The 16,405-nt window shown below is 74.7% G+C and carries 18 protein-coding genes; 3 read left to right on the top strand and 15 right to left on the bottom strand.

The window, feature by feature from the left end:
* Positions 1 to 22: 22 nt before the first annotated feature.
* The 3 genes from rpsO to truB form a co-directional block, all read right to left on the bottom strand.
* A complete protein-coding gene (rpsO, locus tag ACGF5C_RS01170; RefSeq protein WP_043962418.1) occupies positions 23 to 292 on the bottom strand; it encodes a 30S ribosomal protein S15 in 270 nt (89 codons plus the stop codon).
* A gap of 181 nt (positions 293 to 473) precedes the next feature.
* Positions 474 to 1,403, bottom strand: coding sequence for a bifunctional riboflavin kinase/FAD synthetase (locus ACGF5C_RS01165; RefSeq protein WP_393295556.1), 930 nt, complete (start codon positions 1,401 to 1,403; stop codon positions 474 to 476).
* 58 nt (positions 1,404 to 1,461) lie between these two features.
* Positions 1,462 to 2,346: a tRNA pseudouridine(55) synthase TruB gene (gene truB, locus ACGF5C_RS01160; RefSeq protein ID WP_393295553.1), complete on the bottom strand. Its 885-nt coding sequence runs from the start codon at positions 2,344 to 2,346 to the stop codon at positions 1,462 to 1,464.
* A 184-nt stretch (positions 2,347 to 2,530) separates the two neighbouring features.
* On the opposite strand from truB, the gene ACGF5C_RS01155 reads away from it, so the two are divergent.
* The gene (locus ACGF5C_RS01155) at positions 2,531 to 3,556 is read left to right on the top strand and encodes a hypothetical protein (protein ID WP_393295550.1); all 1,026 of its coding nucleotides are present in this window, start codon (positions 2,531 to 2,533) and stop codon (positions 3,554 to 3,556) included.
* Between the two features lie 27 nt (positions 3,557 to 3,583).
* Here the strand turns inward: ACGF5C_RS01155 and ACGF5C_RS01150 are convergent, their stop codons facing one another.
* The 12 genes from ACGF5C_RS01150 to rimP all read right to left on the bottom strand — a co-directional run bounded on the left by ACGF5C_RS01150 (position 3,584) and on the right by rimP (position 15,278).
* A complete protein-coding gene (locus ACGF5C_RS01150; protein WP_393295547.1) occupies positions 3,584 to 4,909 on the bottom strand; it encodes an MATE family efflux transporter in 1,326 nt (441 codons plus the stop codon).
* A gap of 47 nt (positions 4,910 to 4,956) precedes the next feature.
* Complete coding sequence (locus tag ACGF5C_RS01145) at positions 4,957 to 5,910, bottom strand: DMT family transporter (RefSeq protein ID WP_393295544.1); 954 nt, start codon at positions 5,908 to 5,910, stop codon at positions 4,957 to 4,959.
* 277 nt (positions 5,911 to 6,187) lie between these two features.
* Complete coding sequence (locus ACGF5C_RS01140; RefSeq protein ID WP_393295541.1) at positions 6,188 to 6,388, bottom strand: hypothetical protein; 201 nt, start codon at positions 6,386 to 6,388, stop codon at positions 6,188 to 6,190.
* A gap of 826 nt (positions 6,389 to 7,214) precedes the next feature.
* The gene (locus ACGF5C_RS01135; protein WP_393295932.1) at positions 7,215 to 7,424 is read right to left on the bottom strand and encodes a DUF6186 family protein; all 210 of its coding nucleotides are present in this window, start codon (positions 7,422 to 7,424) and stop codon (positions 7,215 to 7,217) included.
* Complete coding sequence (locus ACGF5C_RS01130; protein WP_350680576.1) at positions 7,424 to 7,831, bottom strand: hypothetical protein; 408 nt, start codon at positions 7,829 to 7,831, stop codon at positions 7,424 to 7,426. Before ACGF5C_RS01130 ends, ACGF5C_RS01135 begins: the two co-directional genes overlap by 1 nt.
* Before the next feature lie 86 nt (positions 7,832 to 7,917).
* Positions 7,918 to 9,000, bottom strand: coding sequence for a bifunctional oligoribonuclease/PAP phosphatase NrnA (locus ACGF5C_RS01125; protein ID WP_393295538.1), 1,083 nt, complete (start codon positions 8,998 to 9,000; stop codon positions 7,918 to 7,920).
* Positions 8,997 to 9,473, bottom strand: a complete 477-nt coding sequence (rbfA, locus tag ACGF5C_RS01120; RefSeq protein ID WP_350680574.1) for a 30S ribosome-binding factor RbfA — start codon at positions 9,471 to 9,473, stop codon at positions 8,997 to 8,999. The genes ACGF5C_RS01125 and rbfA overlap by 4 nt, the downstream gene beginning before the upstream one ends.
* 240 nt (positions 9,474 to 9,713) lie before the next feature.
* Entirely contained in the window at positions 9,714 to 10,007 is a 294-nt protein-coding gene (locus ACGF5C_RS01115; protein ID WP_091096658.1) for a DUF503 domain-containing protein, read from the bottom strand.
* A gap of 87 nt (positions 10,008 to 10,094) precedes the next feature.
* Positions 10,095 to 13,094, bottom strand: a complete 3,000-nt coding sequence (gene infB, locus ACGF5C_RS01110) for a translation initiation factor IF-2 (RefSeq protein ID WP_363705121.1) — start codon at positions 13,092 to 13,094, stop codon at positions 10,095 to 10,097.
* A 93-nt stretch (positions 13,095 to 13,187) separates the two neighbouring features.
* Complete coding sequence (locus ACGF5C_RS01105) at positions 13,188 to 13,520, bottom strand: YlxR family protein (RefSeq protein WP_350704988.1); 333 nt, start codon at positions 13,518 to 13,520, stop codon at positions 13,188 to 13,190.
* A gap of 16 nt (positions 13,521 to 13,536) precedes the next feature.
* The gene (nusA, locus tag ACGF5C_RS01100; RefSeq protein ID WP_393295534.1) at positions 13,537 to 14,580 is read right to left on the bottom strand and encodes a transcription termination factor NusA; all 1,044 of its coding nucleotides are present in this window, start codon (positions 14,578 to 14,580) and stop codon (positions 13,537 to 13,539) included.
* On the bottom strand, positions 14,577 to 15,278 hold the full coding sequence (rimP, locus tag ACGF5C_RS01095) for a ribosome maturation factor RimP (RefSeq protein ID WP_393295531.1): 702 nt from the start codon (positions 15,276 to 15,278) through the stop codon (positions 14,577 to 14,579). Before rimP ends, nusA begins: the two co-directional genes overlap by 4 nt.
* A gap of 230 nt (positions 15,279 to 15,508) precedes the next feature.
* Between rimP and ACGF5C_RS01090 the strand changes: the two genes are divergently transcribed.
* Both ACGF5C_RS01090 and ACGF5C_RS01085 read left to right on the top strand, forming a co-directional pair.
* Positions 15,509 to 15,958, top strand: a complete 450-nt coding sequence (locus tag ACGF5C_RS01090) for a hypothetical protein (RefSeq protein WP_393295930.1) — start codon at positions 15,509 to 15,511, stop codon at positions 15,956 to 15,958.
* The gene (locus tag ACGF5C_RS01085) at positions 15,955 to 16,401 is read left to right on the top strand and encodes a ferritin-like domain-containing protein (RefSeq protein ID WP_393295528.1); all 447 of its coding nucleotides are present in this window, start codon (positions 15,955 to 15,957) and stop codon (positions 16,399 to 16,401) included. Before ACGF5C_RS01090 ends, ACGF5C_RS01085 begins: the two co-directional genes overlap by 4 nt.
* Positions 16,402 to 16,405: the final 4 nt, after the last annotated feature.

Below are 16,405 nucleotides of genomic sequence, written 5' to 3'. Positions count from 1 at the left end.
GTCAGGCCACTCCCCCGTCACGTCACCGGCGCAGACCGAGCCGCTCGATGAGCGACCGGTAGCGGTTGATGTCCTTCTTCTGGACGTAGTTGAGCAACCGACGGCGGCGGCCGACCAGCAGCAGCAGCCCGCGGCGGCTGTGGTGGTCGTGCTTGTGCACCTTCAGGTGCTCGGTGAGCTCGGCGATCCGCTTGGTGAGGACCGCGACCTGCACCTCCGGCGAACCGGTGTCGCCCTCGGCGGTCGCGTACTCCGCGCGGATCTTGGCCTTGGCTTCCTGGTCGAGCGCCATGTTCTCCCTGTTTCGTGGGTTGTTCGATGATGTCCGTCGGATCGGTCGGTGGACCGGAAACGGACCGGTACCTCGCACCCGCGGCGTCGTGCAGGCACGCGAGGCCCCACGTCGGTCAGCCGACGTCCCCGCCAGACTACCAGCACGGCCGGGCACCGGCCGGTCAAGGGCCGCGAGACGGTCAGTCGAGGGCCCGGCGGGTGCGCTCGACGTCCTGCCCCATCTGGGCGATCAACGGCTCGATCGCGTCGTATCGGATCTGCCCGCGCAGGTGTGCGACGAAGTCCAGCGCCAGCCGCTCGCCGTAGAGGTCGCCGGCGAAGTCCAGCACGTACGCCTCCACCCGGCGCTCCCGCCCCGAGAAGGTCGGATTGGTGCCGACCGACACCGCCGCCCCCAGCGGTTCGGCGTGGCCCCGGCGCACCAGCCGGGCGGCGTAGACGCCGTCGGCGGGCACCGCCGCGTACCGGTGACAGAGCAGGTTGGCGGTGGGGAAACCCAGCTCGCGGCCGCGCTGGTCGCCGCGGACCACCACACCCTCCAGCCGGTGCGGGCGGCCGAGCGCGGCGGCGGCCGCCCCCACGTCCCCCGCGTCGACACAGGAGCGGATGTACGTGGAGGAGAAGAGGGTGCCAGCCTCGGCGACCAGCGGGGCGCCCTCGACGCCGAAGCCGAAGGTGCGACCGAGCCGCTCCAGCAGCGCCACGTCGCCGGCGGCGCGGTGCCCGAAGCGGAAGTTCTCCCCCACCACCACCAGGGCGGCGTGCAGGTGCTCGACCAGGATGTCGTGCACGAACGCCTCGGCGGGCAGCCGGGAGAACTCCGGGGTGAACGGCACCACGCACAGCACGTCCACGCCGAGCGCCTCGATCAGCTCGGCCTTGCGGGCGGGCTCGGTGAGCACCGCCGGATGCGAGCCGGGGCGGACCACCTCGGCCGGGTGCGGGTCGAACGTGACCACCACCGACTGCACGCCCAGCTCGCGGGCCCGGGCCACGGCGTGCCCGATGGTCGCCTGGTGCCCCTTGTGCACACCGTCGAAGACGCCGATGGTGACGACCGACCGCCCCCAGCCACCGGGCGCCGCGTCGTACCCCCGCCACCGCTGCATTGCGCTCCTCCTGCCTCCGCGGCGGCCCGCAAGGGCCGCCGGTCCCCCGCCCCGCCGCTCAGGCGGGGGCGAGCACGATCTCCGCGCGGGCCCGGCCGTCCCGCTCGCTGACGATAGCGATCAGCCCGCCGTCGGGGCCGAAGACCGCGTAGGGGCCGGGAATGCCGGCCGGGTCGAGCGGCCCGCCGTGGGAGAGCACCCTCGCCTCGTCGGCGCCGGCGTCGCGCCGCGGGAAGAACCGGCCGGCCGCCGCGGCCAGCGGCAGGTGGACCACCTCGGGCGCGCGCCGCTCCAACTCGTCGAGGGTGGCGGCCTCCGCGAGGGTGAAGCCGCCGACGGCGGTACGCCGCAGCGCGGTCAGGTGCCCGCCCACGCCGAGCGCCAGGCCCGCGTCCCGGGCGATGGCCCGGATGTACGTCCCGGAGGAGCAGGTCACGTCGATGTCGACGTCCACCACGTCGGGGGTGTCCCGGCGTACGGCCAGCAGGTCCAGCCGGGAGACGGTGACCCGGCGGGCGGGCAGCTCGACGCTCTCCCCCTCGCGCACCCGCTTGTACGCCCGCTGCCCGTCGACCTTGATCGCGCTGACCGCGCTCGGCACCTGGTCGATCTCGCCGGTCAGCGCGGCGAGGGCGGCGCGGATCGCCTCGTCGGTGACCCGCCCGGCCGGAGTGGTGGCGATCACGTCGCCCTCGGCGTCGTCGGTGACGGTGGCCTGGCCGAGCCGGATGGTGGCGGTGTAGCTCTTGTGCGCGCCGATCACGTAGGTGAGCAGGCGGGTGGCCCGGCCGACCCCGATCACCAGCACGCCGGTGGCCATCGGGTCGAGGGTGCCGCCGTGCCCCACCCGGCGGGTCCGCGCCAACCGGCGGATCCGCGCCACCACGTCGTGCGACGTCATGCCGCCGGGCTTGTCGACCACGATCAGACCGTCTGCGCTCACGACACCCAAGCCTGCCAGACCGGCTCCGACGCCCCGTCGCCGCCGTACGCGGGCCGGGCGGACGGCCGGCGCGGCGTCCACCGGTCGGACAACGTTGCCCGGCGGCGACCGCACGGGACCACGGCGGCGCGCGGCGGGTGCGAAGATCATGCGCCCCCTCCACCCACCCCACCTGGACAGCCGAATGAGCACCGAGCAGCGGCCGAGCGATCCGACCCCGCCTTTCGACCCGTACGCCGCCCAGTCCGAGGAGCCGATCCGCGTCCCGTCCTGGATGCGCGAATCGGAGGCGGACCGCGTGTTGACCCGTTCGGAACGGTTCCGGCTGGGCTGGGCGCGGCACAGCGGGAAGCTGCTGGGCGGCTTCGCCGCCCTGGTGGCGCTCTCGTTCCTCGCGGCGGTGGGCATCATCGGCCTCGGCGTCTACGAGCGGGTCCGCGACAACAGGCCCATCCTGCCCGAGCGCCGGGCCGCCCCCGGCCCGGTCCGTCCCACCGACGCCGACGGCAACTCGGTGAGCCCGTGGGCGGCCACCCCGGCGGAGTCGTTCGCCGCCGGGAAGGACGCCATCGTCCTGCCGCCGGCGAAGGCGACCGCGCCGTTCACCGCGAAGCAGGTCGCCGAGGGTCTGGCAAAGGTCCGGCAGGCACTCGTCGAGGGCCGCGTCGACAGGTCGATGCTGGTGGTCAACGACCCGAAGCCCTTCCTCGCGCTGATGGCGCCGGACAACCGGGACGAAGTCCGGCGCGATCTGGCAGACGGCGTGGCGCTGAACTACGTGACCCGGGTTGACGACGAGGCCGACCCGCGGCTGGACAATGCCGACACGGTCCGCGCGCGGGGCACCGTCACCTACCGGGCGACCACCGACCCCGACGGCATCCGGGTGCTGGAGATCACCACCAGCTTCATCTGGGTCTACCACTTCGACCTCTGGCGGGCGCAGGAGTACCCGCCGGGAGCCGAGCTGGTCACCGTGCGCGACGAGGTGATCTGGCACCTGCCGCACCCCGACGACGTGCGGCCCTCCTCACGGGGGCTATGGGTGCACGAGGCGGCGAGCACCCTCTACAACGCCGACTGCGCCGGGATCAAGCGGGGCTTCCTGGCCCTGGCCCCCGAGGAGCCGCTGCGCAGCCGGCCCTCCGCGCGGCCGACGGGCGACGTCTACGACCCGGGCTGGCGGCCCGGCGACGGCGAGAGCTGCTGAACCGCGGGAGCGCCCGGACGGGTGTGGTCAGCGCACCGCGCCGACCACGGCCCAGCCGCCCGAGCGCAGCCGCAGCAGCAGGGCGACCAGCCGGATCACCACGAACAGCGTGAGCCCGGCCCAGATGCCGCCGAGCCCGAGGTCGAGCCCGTACGCCAGCCAGATGGCGGGCAGGAAGCCGCCGAGGGCGGCCACGATGGTCAGGTTGCGCAGGTAGCGGACGTCCCCGGCGCCGATCAGCACGCCGTCGAGGGCGAACACGACGCCGGCCAGTGGCTGCATCGCCACGAACCACGGCCAGGCCAGCATCGCCTGGTCGCGTACCTGCGGATCGGAGCTGAACCAGCCGGGGACGACGCCGGCGCCGGCGGCGATGAGCACCGCGAACGCCACGCCGCAGGCGCCGCCGAGCAGCCCGATCCGGCGGGCGAGGGCCCGGGCCCCGGCGTCGTCGCCGCCGCCGAGCGCGGCGCCGACCAGCGACTGGGCGGCGATGGCGAGCGCGTCGAGCACCAGCGCGGTGAAGAACCAGAGTTGCAGGGCGATCTGGTGGGCGCCCACGGCGGCGGCCCCGAAGCGGGCGGCCACGGCGGTCGCGGAGAGGAAGCTCGCCTGGAAGGCGGCGCCCCGGATCAGCAGGTCCCGGCTGAGCACCAGTTGCTGCCCGATCAGCCGCGGCCGGGGCCGCAGCGGGATCCGCTCGGCGACCAGCGCCCCGGCGAAGAGCGCCCCGCCGATGGTCTGGGCGACCACGTTGGCCACCGCGGAGCCGACCAGGCCGAGGCCGAGCGGGTAGACCAGCAGGGGGCAGAGCACGGCGGAGAGCAGGTTCGGCCCGAGCACGAACGCCAGCGGCCGGCGGGTGTCCTGCACGCCGCGCAGCCAGCCGTTGCCGGCGGCGGCGAGCAGCAGGCCCGGGGCGCCGAGCGCCGCGACCCGCAGCCACTGCGCGGCGGCGTCGGCCACCTCGCCAGGGCCTCCGGCGAGCGTACGCGCCAACGCCCCGCCGCCGACCTGCATGCCGACCGCGACCAGCACGCCCACCCCGAGCGCCAGCCAGGAGGACTGCACGCCCTCGGCGACGGCGGCGGCCCGGTCGCCGGCCCCGAAGCGCCGGGCCGACCGCCCGGTGGTGCCGTACGCGACCACGGTGCCGAGCCACGCGATGAGGGTCAGCACCGTGCCGCCGATGGCGAGCGCGGCGAGCGGCACCCGGCCGAGATGCCCCACCACCGCCGTGTCCACGAGCACATAGAGCGGTTCGGCGGCCAGCACCACCAGCGCCGGCAGGGCGAGCGCGGCGATCCGGCGGGGTGACGCGGCGGCGGGGGCGGCGACGGCTGGCTGACTCATCGCCGCCGATCCTGGCACGGGCACGGTAAGGATCGCAAGCGTTGGGATCACTTACCGGGTAACAGGTGGACGACGGTCACGGCACCGAGCAGGAGCACTCCCCCGACGGCCACCGGCACGGGTAGCGTCTCGCCGACGAGCCACCCGGCGAGCAGCACGGCGGTGAGCGGCTCCGCCAGGGTCGACAGCGCGGCGGCGCTGCCCGTGGTGGTGCGCAGCCCGGCGTAGAACAGGGCGTACGCCACGGCCGTGGTGACCACCCCGAGATGGACCAGCAGGCCGACGGGCGCGAGCCGGGCCGGAACGGCGACCCCCTCGGCCAGCGCGACCGGCGCCAGAGCCACCGCGCCCACCACGACGGAGACGGTGGTGAGCGTCATCGGCGGGACACGACGCGCGGCGTGCCGGCTCAGCACGATGCTGGCGGCATAGCCGATACCCGAGCCGAAGGCCGCGAGCAGGCCGAACAGCGGGCGCGGCGCGGCGGCGCCCGGCTGCCCGGCCGACACCGTGACGAACACGAGGCCGGCGACGCCGGCCACCAGGGCGCCCAGCAGGGTCCGCCCGGGCAGCCGCCGCGCGCGCAGGCTCTCCCACGCGAAGATGAGGACCGGGGCGAGCCCCAGGCTGACCAGCGTGGCCACCCCGACGCCGCCCGCCGCGACGGCGACGAAGTAGAGGGCCTGATAGGCCCCGAGACCGACCCCGATCAGGACGAGGACCACCGGTTCCGACCGCAGCGCCGCCAGCACCGGTCCCAGCCGGTGCGCCACGAGGGCGAGCAGCACCACCGCGCCGATGGCGAGGCGGTAGAAACCGATGCCTGTCGGGGTCAGTGCGGTGGACTCGCGGACGAGTTGCACGGCGACACCGGTGGTGCCCCACAGCACGGCGGCGACGGTGACGTACAGCAGGCCGATGCGAAGGCCGGCGGTGGACGCCCGGCGGGGTTCTGGGGTGGACGGAGATGCGGACGACCAGGAAAGGGACGATCGGGACACAGGTGCGCTCCAGGGAGAATCGAGCCGCTGACAGAGGTGACGTCTGTCGGAGCGCACACAGGACGGGCAGGCCGCGGGCGGCGGTGGCTCAGCCGGGATCGGCGGAAGGCCCGTCGTCCGGGCAGGTCGCACCGCGAGAGCCGGTGGTCACCCGGGCTCGGGGGACCACCGGTGGCGTGACGCTCCGGTCAGGAGCGCGGTGGGGGCAGGACGCCGCGGAACGACCTCATGCCCGGACCCTAACGCAGCGCCGTCCCCGCCGGCCCGGGTTTTCTGCTCACGCCGGGGGCAGCTCGGCGAGCCAGCGGCGCACCTCGGCGCGGCTGCGCAGCCGGACCACCGGCAACCCCGGCGCGTGCGTGGCGACCGCGGCGAGCAGCCGGGGCCGGGACCGGCGCGGGTAGCGCCACACGTACCGGAGGAACTCGGCGTCGATCTTCTCCGGACAGCCGGGCGGCGAGTTCGGCGACCGTGGCACGCCAGCGGGCGCCGTCGGGGGCCACCCAGCCGGGCTGCCAGAAGTGCCGGTCGAGGTGGATGAGCGGCAGGTCGAGCCGGCGCGCGACCTCGCGGGAGAGGGTGCTCTTACCGGCGCCCGAGCTGCCGACTACGAGGATCCGGCGCATGCGGGGACCGTACCGACGCACCGGCACGGTTGCCAGGGATCCCGGCTCCGGACCGGCCGCCAGCAGCGCCACGGCCCGCGGTGGGCGGGGCGGCGTCCGGCTCGCCCGGGGCGTCGGCCTTCCGACGTCTGGCTCGACCCACGCGACGGCAGCCGACGGGTCGGGCGTCGGCCGTGGAAAGCGGCGGACGCCCGCGACCGGCGGTCGACGCCGGCTGGGCGGTGCCGCCGTCGGCGGCGGACGCCGGCCGTGTCACCGCCGGTCGGCCTGGGTCACTGACGGGTGTCCATCGAGGTCTGCAGCGCGCGGCGCATCTGCTCGCGGGCCTCGTCGGTGGTCTCGGGCTTGGGCTTGCTCGGCATGGTGGTGGTCCCCTTCCAGGGCGCGGGCAGCCGCCGACGCGACGGCGGCCCTCACGGGCGGCGTGCTGAACGCCCGGCAGCGGTCCGGGGTCACCGGAGCGGCTGGTGGGCAGCGTGTGAGCCCGGGTCGGTCCGACCCTGGAGGGAGGCGTTGCCGGGTGTGGCCCCACCGCCCACGACCGGCGCCGCCACACGACGCCGGCCGATTCCCAAGTTATCGTTCAGGTCCACATGCTGCCCACGGTTCCCGCGATCTGGACTCACATTGGTCCGTCGGGTCGTCCCGGGTCGCGGAGCGGCGGAGGGAGACCGGCGGTCAGCGGGCCAGGAAGTGCCAGCCGAGCCACCACCAGAAGCCGAAGAGCCCGATCCGGCCGACGGGCACCGACCCCACCTCGTAGCGCATCACGTACGCGCAGACCTCGCCGAGCGTCGGGATCCGGGAGCCCTCGCGCCGGGCCGCCCACTCGACGGCGACGAAGAGCACCAGCGCCGCCAGGAAGCCGCCGATCGCCATCGCCCGCATCATCGCCGCACCAACCCCCAGAACGCGGACAGCCAGGCCAGCCAGGCGGCCGACCGGACCAGCCGGTCCTCCAGCATCGGATCCGCCAGCCGGGAGAAGGTGGGGAAGTCGTCCCCGACCGCCAGCACGAACGTGGCCCCCTCGAAGACCCCGAAGACCACCACCGGAAGGGCCCACCAGGCCGCCGGGGCGCCGAGCCGGCGCGGGGCGGGCCGCCGGGGCACCCGGTTGCTCAGGCCCAGCCAGATCAACACGCCGCCGGTGCCGAGGGTCCAGAGGTTGGCCTCCGTCGAGAACGACGGGAACCGGCCGCCGACCAGCGAGAGGCAGACGAGCACCGGCACGGTGACGGCGGGACGGTCCCAGGCGCGGGGCGCCTCGACGGTGAGGTCGTGGGGCTGCTCCATCCCGCGATTCTCCCCGGACTCGCCGAGCCCCGGAAGACGGACACTCCCCGGAGCTGACCCTGATCTTCCCGTGCGGGCCCGCCGGGTCAGCGCCGGTCGGGCCCGGTCAGCGCGCCGTCGAGCTCCGTGCGGATCCGGTCGACGACCTCGTCGACCGTCCCCCGCCCGGTGAATCCGGCGGCGAAACGGTGCCCGCCGCCGCCCAGCGCGACCGCCACCCGGCTGACGTCCACCGCGCCCTTGCTGCGCATCGACACGGCCCAGTCGCCGGTCGCGGTCTGCTTGACCACGCAGCTCACGTCGGCCTCTGCGGTGCACCGGACCGAGTCGATCAGCGCCTCCAGCACGTATGCCGGCTGGTCGTGCCGGGCCAGGTCGTCCTGCGTGGCGTACGTCCAGACCAGGCCGTGCCCGACGGCCGCGGCCGGCTCCAGGCGCGCCCGGCCGAGCACCTCGCCGAAGAGGCGGACGGCGCCGAACGGCCGGGTGTCGAAGATCCGGCGGGAGATGTCACCGGGGCGGATGCCGGTGGCGATCAGGCGCGCCGCGAGCTGGTGCACCGCCGGCGTGGTCGCCTCGAACCGGAACGAGCCGGTGTCGGTGCTCAGGGCGACGTAGAGGCACTCCGCGATCTCCGCGTCCAGCGCGACGCCGAGCCGGGCGAGCAGCCCCTCGGCGACCACCGAGGTGGCCGCCGCGTGCGGGTCCACCAGGTTGACCCGGCCGAAGCGGGTGTTCGACGCGTGGTGGTCGAGCACCAGCGCACCGCCGGCCGCGCCCAGCCGGTCGACCAGCTCGCCGAGCCGGGACTCGCTGGCCGCGTCGAAGCAGACGACCAGATCCGGGTCCGGGTACGCCTCGGTCGCCGGCACGAGCAGGTCGAGCCCGGGCAGGCCGCGGAACGGCTCGGGCACCTCCGGCGGGCCGGGGAAGGTCGCCTGCATCCGCCGTACGCCCAGCCGACGCAGCCCGAGCCCGAAGCCGAGCATGCTGCCCAGCGCGTCGCCGTCCGGGTTGACGTGGCAGATCAGCAGCACCCGCCCGTCCGCCGGCAGCCCCCGCACCGCCGCGACGGCCGCCGCCCAGTCCGCCTCGGCGGGGCCGGAGTCGGCCGGTGGCGTCGCCTCGGCGAGGGCGCCACCGGCCGGACCGCCGGACGGTTCGGTCACCGCTGGTCCCCGCCCCGGGGCGGAGTCTCGTCCTCGTCCTCGTCGTGGGACTCGTCCTCGTCCAGCCGGTACGGCTGGGCCTCGCCCGCGTACTCGGCCCTGGCGGCGAGCCGCTGCACCTCGGCGTCGGCGGTGCGGGCCTGGGCGAGCAGGTCGTCGATGTGCTTGACCTGGTCCTGCACGTCGTCGAGGACGAAGGTCAGGGTCGGCGAGTGCCGCAGGCCGAGCGCTTTGCCGACGGTGCTGCGCAGCATGCCCTTGGCGCTCTCCAGCGCCGCGGCGGTGCCGGACTGGGCCGCCGCGTCGCCGAGCACCGTGTAGAAGACGGTCGCGTCGCGCAGGTCGGCGGTGATCCGGGCGTCGGTAATGGTGATCATGCCGAGCCGGGGGTCCTTGATCTGGCTGCGCACCACCGACGCGACCAGTTCACGCACCCGCTCCGCGTGCCGGCGTACCTTGGCCGGATCCGACATTTCGCCACCTCCACGGCGTCCCGTTCCCGGCCGGCACCGGCGACGCGGAGCGCCCCGGAACCGACCGGCCAACATCTCGAACACTACCCGCGCGGCGACCGCCGCCGCGCGTCGCCGGCGGTGCGCCGGCCCGGCACGACGCCCGGCACACCCGCACCGCCGGGGTCGTCACCGCCCGTCGCGTGCACCCGCGCCGCCGGCGTCGACACCGCCCGCCGGGCGCGCGCACCCGCTCCGGCGTCAGTCCTCCTCGCCGTAGAGCCGCCGGCGCACCGAGAGCAACTCGGCCTCCGGTCGGCCGGCCACCAGGCGCTCGCAGGAGTCCAGCACCTCGCGGACGTGCGACGCCTCGGCGGCCACCACGGCCACGGCTATCTCGGCCCGACCGTGCAGATCGAGCGCCCCGACCTCGGCGGCCGAGACCTCGAAGCGGCGCAGGGCCGCCACGATCGGGCGTACGTATGATCTCTTGGCCTTGAGCGACCGGGAGTCGCCCGGCAGCAGCAGGTCGAAGACCGCGGTTCCGGTGAACATCGCCCCGGACGATACCCGGACGTACCCCCACATGATCAAGGGGTTTACGCCTTTCGGCGTAAACCCCTTGATCAGTGGTTCATCGGATCAGGCGCGAGCCTTCTCCCGCATCTCGAAGGTCTCGATGATGTCGCCGACCTGGACGTTGTTGTAACCGCCCAGGGTCAGACCACACTCGAAGCCCTCGCGCACCTCCGTGGCGTCGTCCTTGAACCGCTTGAGCGAGCTGATGGTGAGGTTGTCCGCCACCACCGAGCCGTCGCGCAGCAGGCGCGCCTTGGCGTTGCGCCGGATGATGCCCGACCGGACGATGCAACCGGAGATGTTGCCGACCTTGGACGAGCGGAAGACGTCGCGGATCTCCGCGGTGCCCAGCTCGACCTCCTCGTACTCCGGCTTGAGCAGCCCCTTGAGGGCGGCGTCGATCTCCTCGATGGCCTGGTAGATGACGGTGTAGTACCGGATCTCCACGCCCTCGCGGTCGGCCATCTCGCGGACCTTGTTGGAGGCCCGCACGTTGAAGCCGATGATCGTGACCGCCTCGGACGAGGCGCTCGCGAGCATGACGTCGCTCTCGGTGATCGCACCCACGCCCCGGTGGATGATCCTGAGCTGGACCTCCTCCGGGATGTCGAGGTTGAACAGCGCGTCCTCGAGGGCCTCCACGGAACCGGAGACGTCGCCCTTGAGCACCAGGTTGAGCGAGGTCTTCTCGCCCTCCTTGAGCTGCTCCATGAGCGTCTCGAGGGTCGCCCGGCCACGGGAGTTGGCGAACGCCGCCGCCCGCCGCCGCGCCTGCCGCTGCTCGGCGATCTGGCGCACCGTGCGGTCGTCCTCGGCCGCCAGGAAGGTGTCACCCGCACCCGGCACCGCGGTCAGACCGAGCACCAGGACCGGACGGGCCGGACCCGCCTCGGCGACCTGGTTGCCGTTCTCGTCGAGCATCGCCCGGACCCGGCCGTGCGCCCCACCGGCGACGATCGAGTCGCCCGCCCGCAGGGTGCCCTTCTGCACCAGCACCGTCGCCACCGCACCGCGGCCCTTGTCCAGGTGCGCCTCGATGGCCACACCCTGCGCCGGCCCGTCGATCGGAGCGGTCAGCTCCAGCGACGCGTCGGCGGTCAGCAGGACCGCCTCGAGCAGGTCGTCGATGCCGATGCCGGGCTTCGCCGCCACGTTGACGAACATCGTGTCGCCGCCGTACTCCTCGGCGACCAGCCCGTACTCGGTCAGCTGCTGGCGGACCTTGTCCGGGTTGGCCTCCGGCTTGTCGACCTTGTTGACCGCCACCACGATCGGCACGTCGGCCGCCTTGGCGTGGTTCAACGCCTCGATCGTCTGCGGCATCACGCCGTCGTCGGCCGCCACCACCAGCACCACGATGTCGGTCACCTGGGCACCACGGGCACGCATGGCGGTGAACGCCTCGTGACCCGGGGTGTCGATGAAGGTCACCGCGCGGTCCTCGCCCTCGTGCGGGACGTGGACCTGGTACGCGCCGATGTGCTGGGTGATGCCACCCGCCTCGCCCGCCACGACGTTCGCCTTGCGGATCGCGTCGAGCAGCTTGGTCTTACCGTGGTCGACGTGACCCATGACGGTCACGACCGGCGCACGGCTGACCAGGCGGTCCTCCGCGACCTCGGCGTCGAGGTCGATGTTGAACTGCGCGAGCAGCTCGCGGTCCTCGTCCTCCGGGCTGACGATCTGCACGTTGAAGCCGAGGTGCTCACCCAGCAGCTGCAGGGTGTCGTCGGAGCACGACTGGGTCGCGGTGACCATCTCGCCCAGGTTGAACATCTCCTGGACCAGCGAACCCGGGTTGGCGTTGATCTTGTCGGCGAAGTCCGACAGCGAGGCGCCACGGGAGAGCCTGATGACCTGACCCTGACCCCGGGGGGCACCCGAGCTCATGGTCGGGGCCGACAGGTTGTCGAACTCCTGTCTGCGCTGCTTCTTGGACTTGCGACCACGGGTCGGCCGGCCACCCGGACGCCCGAAGGCACCCGCGGCGCCACCGCCACGGCCACGACCGCCGCCACCGGGACGACCACCGCCACCGGCCGGGGCACCCGGACGGAAACCGCCGCCGGGAGCACCGCCGCCGCCGCCACCGGGGCCACCACGGTAGCCACCGCCACCGCCGCCACCACCGGGACCGCCGCGGAAGCCACCGCCACCGCCGCCGCCACCGGGACGGAAGCCACCGCCACCGGGACGACCCGCGCCGCCGCCGGGGCCGCCACGCCCGCCACCGGGACCGCCGGGGCGACCCGTGGTGGGCCGCTGGCTCGGCATGGAGGCCGGGCTGGGCCGGGGCGGCATGGAGGCCGGGCTCGGCCGCGGCGGCATGCCCGCCGGGCTGGGCCGGGGACCGCCGGCACCGGCGGCCGGCGGCCGCTGCTGCTGCTGACCGCCCTGGATGCCGAACGGGTTGTTGCCGGCGCCGCGCGCCGGCGGACGACCACCCGGCCGGGCACCCGGGCCCGGCTGCGGGGCGCCGGGACGACCCGCGGCCGGGGAACCCGGACGGGGCGGCACGGCGTTCGGGCCGGGACGCGGACCCGGACGGGGACCGCCCTCGGTCGGGGGCTCCCGTCGGACGTTCTCCCGCTGCTGCTGGCGGGCGGCCTGCGCGGCCTTGACCGCAGCCTCCTGCTCAGCCTTCAGCGCGGCGGCGCGCGCCTCGGCGGCCGCCACCTCGATGTCGTGCGCGCTCGCCGGCTTGGCGACCGGGGTCGCCGGCTGCGGCGGGCCGGGGACCGGGCCCTTGGGCTTCGGTCCAGGGGTCGGCGCGGCCGGCCGCCGCGGCGGCATCGGCTTGGCCGAGACCCGGGGGGCACCCGGGGTCGGGGACGGCGTCGGGGTCGGTGCCGGGCTCGGGGCTGCCGCCGGAGGGGCGGCCGGCGCCGAGGACCCACCGGCGGACGCGACGAATGCGCCACGCAGACGTCGAGCGACGGGCGCCTCGACGGTGCTGGACGCGGACTTCACGAACTCGCCCATCTCCTTGAGCTTGGCGAGAACGGTCTTGCTTTCGACCCCGAGCTCTTTCGCAAGCTCGTGTACGCGGGCCTTACCTGCCACTGCACTCCTCACTCCGAGGTCGTGCGGGCAGCACCCGCAGCGACCTCACTCCTGCACTTGAAGCCTGGTCATTTCAGGGACTTCATCGTGTGCTCATGTCGGTCGTCCTACCTTGCTAGCGACCCTCGCCCGGTCGGGCTGACCGGACGTAGTGGTTGGCGCATCGACGTGCTCCGCGAGCTCACCGTGGTCGAGGACCCCGGTGACGCGCAGCGCCCGCCCGAAGGCGCGCCGCCGCACCGCTTGCGCGAAGCAGGCCGGATCCGGGTGCATGTTCGCTCCCCGACCCGGCAGCCTGCGGGCCGGATCGGGCCGGAGGCTGTGACCAGCCTCGTCGCCGACCGCGACGATCCGCAGCAATTCGCTGGCCGGCGCACGTCGCCGGCAACCCACACAGGTGCGCTCCGGCAGCGCGCGTCGTACCACTGGAGAAAGTCTACCCCTAGGCGCCCGAGATCGCGCTGCCCGGCTCCGGGACGTGATCAGCCCCGCTCCGGCCGCTCGCCCCGGCCTGCTCCGCGTCGGACCGGATGTCGATCCGCCAACCGGTCAGCCGGGCAGCAAGCCGGGCATTCTGCCCCTCCCGACCGATGGCGAGGGAGAGCTGGAAGTCCGGCACCGTCACCCGGGCCGTCCGGGTGCCCAGGTCGACCACCTCGACCCGCAGCGCCTTGGCCGGCGACAACGCGTTGCCGACGAAGGTCGCCGGGTCGTCCGACCAGTCGATGATGTCGATCTTCTCGCCGTGCAGCTCGCTCATCACCGCGCGGACCCGCTGGCCCATCGGGCCGATGCAGGCCCCCTTGGCGTTCACGCCCTGGGCGGTGGAGCGGACCGCGATCTTCGTACGGTGACCCGCCTCACGTGCGATCGCGCCGATCTCGACCGTGCCGTCGGCGATCTCCGGCACCTCGAGCGCGAAAAGCTTCTTGACCAGCGCCGGGTGGGAGCGGGACAGGGTGATCTGCGGGCCGCGCATCCCCTTGGCCACGTGCACCACCACGCAGCGGATCCGCTCGCCGTGGACGTACCGCTCGCCGGGCACCTGCTCCGACTGCGGCAGGACGCCCTCCAGCTTGCCCAGGTCGACGGTGACGATGCCCTTCTCCGCCCGCGCCTCGTGCGCCTGCACCACGCCGGTGACCAGGTCGCCGTCGCGGCCGACGTACTCGCCGAAGTGCACCTCGTCGGTGGCCTCCCGCAGCCGCTGGAGGATCACCTGCTTGGCGGTCATGGCGGCGATCCGGCCGAAGTCGTGCGGGGTGTCGTCCCACTCCCGCACCACCGTGCCGTCGTCGTCCAGCTCCTGCGCGTAGACCAGGGCCGCGCCGGACTTGCGGTCGATCTCCACCCGGGCGTGCGGTTCCGCCCCCTCGGTGTGCCGGTAGGCCGTCAGCAGCGCGGTCTCGATCGCCGCGAGGATCGTGTCGAACGGGATCTCCCGCTCGCGCTCGAGTGCGCGCAGCGCCGCGAGGTCGATGTTCACCTCTCCTCGTCCTCCACATCATCTTCGTCGTCGAAGTCGTCGGTGTCGTCCATGTCGTCGGGTTCGTCCGTCTCCTCGATCTCGTCGAGGCGGTGGAACTCGACCTGCACCCGGCCGGGGCCGAGCTCGGCGTAGGTCCACGCGGCGCGGCCGGTGTCGGTCTCCAGCACCACGCGTTCGTCGTCGGCCTCGGCCACCCGGCCGGTGACCTGCCGGTCGCCGGCGGGCTGCCCGGCGCGCTGCCCGGGCGCAGCGCCCGCGCCGCGGACGGTCACCTTGACCAGCCGCCCGACGTTGCGCCGCCAGTGCCGAGGCAGGGTCAGCGGCCGGTCCACGCCCGGGGAGCTGACCTCCAGCTGGTATTCCCCGGCGACGATGTCACCCCCGGACTCCTCGGCCGCGTCGAGGGCCGCCGAGACGGCCCGGGAGACCTCGGCGACGGCGTCCAGGTTGATCCCGCCGTCGGCGTCCACGATCACCCGCACCACGTGCCGGCGGCCGGCCCGGGAGACGGTGAGCTCCTCCAGGTCGTAGCCGGCGCCGGCGACCACCGGCTCGATGACCTCACGCAGCCGGGCCCGCCGGGCGGCGAGGTCACCGCGCGGGCCGCCGGCGCGTTCCCCGCCCCGGGGGGCGTCGGCGCGCCGGGGTCTGCCCGCCGGACCCGTCGACCTCGTGGCACGGCCACGCTGCGTCATCTCCGCACCCTTCTCGTGATCGACGGCGCCCCGATCGGTCGCCATGCCGGCACGCCACCGGAGCTGACGCGCCGGTGGCTGCGCAGAGCGTAACGCGCCTGCCGGGCACCGGACCGGGCGGCGCACCGACGCCGGTGGCCCACGTACGGCCGGTGATGGTGTTGACTTGTCCGGTGGCGACGGGCAGAACGACACAACGCGGCGGAGCAACCGGGCATTCCCGGCGAACGGTGCTGCGCGCCGGGGCACTCCTGGCACTCGGCGGCGCGACGGCGCCGCTGGCCGGCTGTGATCTTCTCGACCGCGACGACGATCCCAGTCCCGACCCCGACCCGCTCACGCCGCTGCTCGACGAGGCGCTCCGGCTCGCCGCCGGGCACCGCGACGCCGCCGCGGCACACCCCGCGCTGGCCGGCCTGCTCACCCCGATCGCCGAGGCGCACGGCGCGCACGCTGCCGAGCTGGCCCGGGTGATCGGCGTGCCGCTGCCCTCGGCGCCCGCCGCGGCCACCTCCGCCCCGGCGGCCGACCCGGCCGCCGCCCGGGCCGCGCTGCGCGAGCGCGAGCGCACCGGCCGGGAGACGGCGACCAGTGCCTGCGCGGCGGCGCCGGCGGAGCGGGCCGCGCTGCTCGCCTCGATCGCCGCCGCCCGGGCCACGCACGTGGAGGCGCTGAAGTGACCACACCGACACCGACCGGGCCGGCCGGGGCACTGGGCGCGGCGCTCACCGCCGAGTACGCGGCGATCTGGGCCTACGGCCCCATCGGGGTACGCCTCACCGGCGCGGCCCGGACCGCCGCCCGCGAGGCGGAGGCCGCGCACCGGCGCCGCCGCGACGACCTGGTGATGCAGCTCAGCGCGGGCGGCGGCGCCGTCCCGCCCGACCGGGCGGGCTACGCCCTGCCGTTCCCGGTGACCGACCGGGCGAGCGCGCTGCGGCTGGCCGTCGAGGTGGAGGAGCGCACCGCGGCGTTCTGGCGGGCGGCGGTGCCCGCCACCACCGGCGCCGACCGCGACAGGGCGCTGGCCGCCCTGGTCGAGTACGCCCTGCGGGCGACCCGCTGGCGCCGGACGGCCGGAATCACCCCGCTGACCGTGCCGTTCCCCGGCCGGCCCGCCTGACCGC

It is taken from the genome of Micromonospora sp. NPDC047620, assembly GCF_043205005.1.
Lineage (GTDB): Bacteria > Actinomycetota > Actinomycetes > Mycobacteriales > Micromonosporaceae > Micromonospora.
This window is presented reverse-complemented; position numbering and strand designations above follow the sequence as displayed.

Bases quoted from the DNA above. Each gene is read 5' to 3' on its own strand.
- rpsO (WP_043962418.1), bottom strand. From the start codon at position 292: ATGGCGCTCGACCAGGAAGCCAAGGCCAAGATCCGCGCGGAGTACGCG.
- ACGF5C_RS01150 (WP_393295547.1), bottom strand. From the start codon at position 4,909: ATGAGTCAGCCAGCCGTCGCCGCCCCCGCCGCCGCGTCACCCCGCCGG.
- ACGF5C_RS01115 (WP_091096658.1), bottom strand. From the start codon at position 10,007: ATGTTCACCGGAACCGCGGTCTTCGACCTGCTGCTGCCGGGCGACTCC.
- ACGF5C_RS01155 (WP_393295550.1), top strand. From the start codon at position 2,531: ATGAGCACCGAGCAGCGGCCGAGCGATCCGACCCCGCCTTTCGACCCG.
- ACGF5C_RS01135 (WP_393295932.1), bottom strand. From the start codon at position 7,424: ATGCGGGCGATGGCGATCGGCGGCTTCCTGGCGGCGCTGGTGCTCTTC.
- ACGF5C_RS01130 (WP_350680576.1), bottom strand. From the start codon at position 7,831: ATGGAGCAGCCCCACGACCTCACCGTCGAGGCGCCCCGCGCCTGGGAC.
- rbfA (WP_350680574.1), bottom strand. From the start codon at position 9,473: ATGTCGGATCCGGCCAAGGTACGCCGGCACGCGGAGCGGGTGCGTGAA.
- ACGF5C_RS01165 (WP_393295556.1), bottom strand. From the start codon at position 1,403: ATGCAGCGGTGGCGGGGGTACGACGCGGCGCCCGGTGGCTGGGGGCGG.
- rimP (WP_393295531.1), bottom strand. From the start codon at position 15,278: ATGACGCAGCGTGGCCGTGCCACGAGGTCGACGGGTCCGGCGGGCAGA.